The organism is Methylobacterium sp. WL103 (genome assembly GCF_008039885.1).
Classification (GTDB): domain Bacteria; phylum Pseudomonadota; class Alphaproteobacteria; order Rhizobiales; family Beijerinckiaceae; genus Methylobacterium; species Methylobacterium cerastii.
Map to the genome: position 1 here is coordinate 1 of NZ_VRUX01001304.1, position 432 is coordinate 432.

Consider the following 432-nt stretch of genomic DNA (forward strand, 5'->3'; position numbering starts at 1 on the left):
GCTCCTGGCGATCCGCCGCCCGGCCTGGGCGCGCGCGCCGGGCGACCTCTGGAACGAGGTCGAGAGTGTCGCGGACTGTGTCGCGGCGCTGGGCGCGGCGCCCCGGCGCGTCTTCCTCACGGTGGGCCGGATGGAGGTCTCTGCCTTCGCCGCGGCGCCCCAGCACGAATACGTCGTGCGCACGATCGAGCCGCTCGGCGACGCGCTCCCCGTGCCGCGCCTCACGGCGATCCGCGCGCGCGGCCCCTTCGACGAGGCCGCCGAGACGGCGTTGATGCGGGACGCCGCCATCGCGGTGCTGGTGACCAAGAACGCCGGCGGCGCCGCGACCTACGGCAAGATCGCTGCGGCGCGACAGCTTCGGCTGCCGGTGGTGATCGTGCGCCAGCCCTGGAAGCCGGCGGTCGAGACGGTGGCGGACGCAGCCGGGGC

Annotated in this window: 1 protein-coding gene; it reads left to right on the forward strand. The window is 75.9% G+C overall.

What is annotated here, in order from left to right; all coding sequences use genetic code 11:
* The coding region (locus FV222_RS29105; protein ID WP_187277556.1) for a precorrin-6A/cobalt-precorrin-6A reductase at positions 1-432 on the forward strand (432 nt) is incomplete at both ends.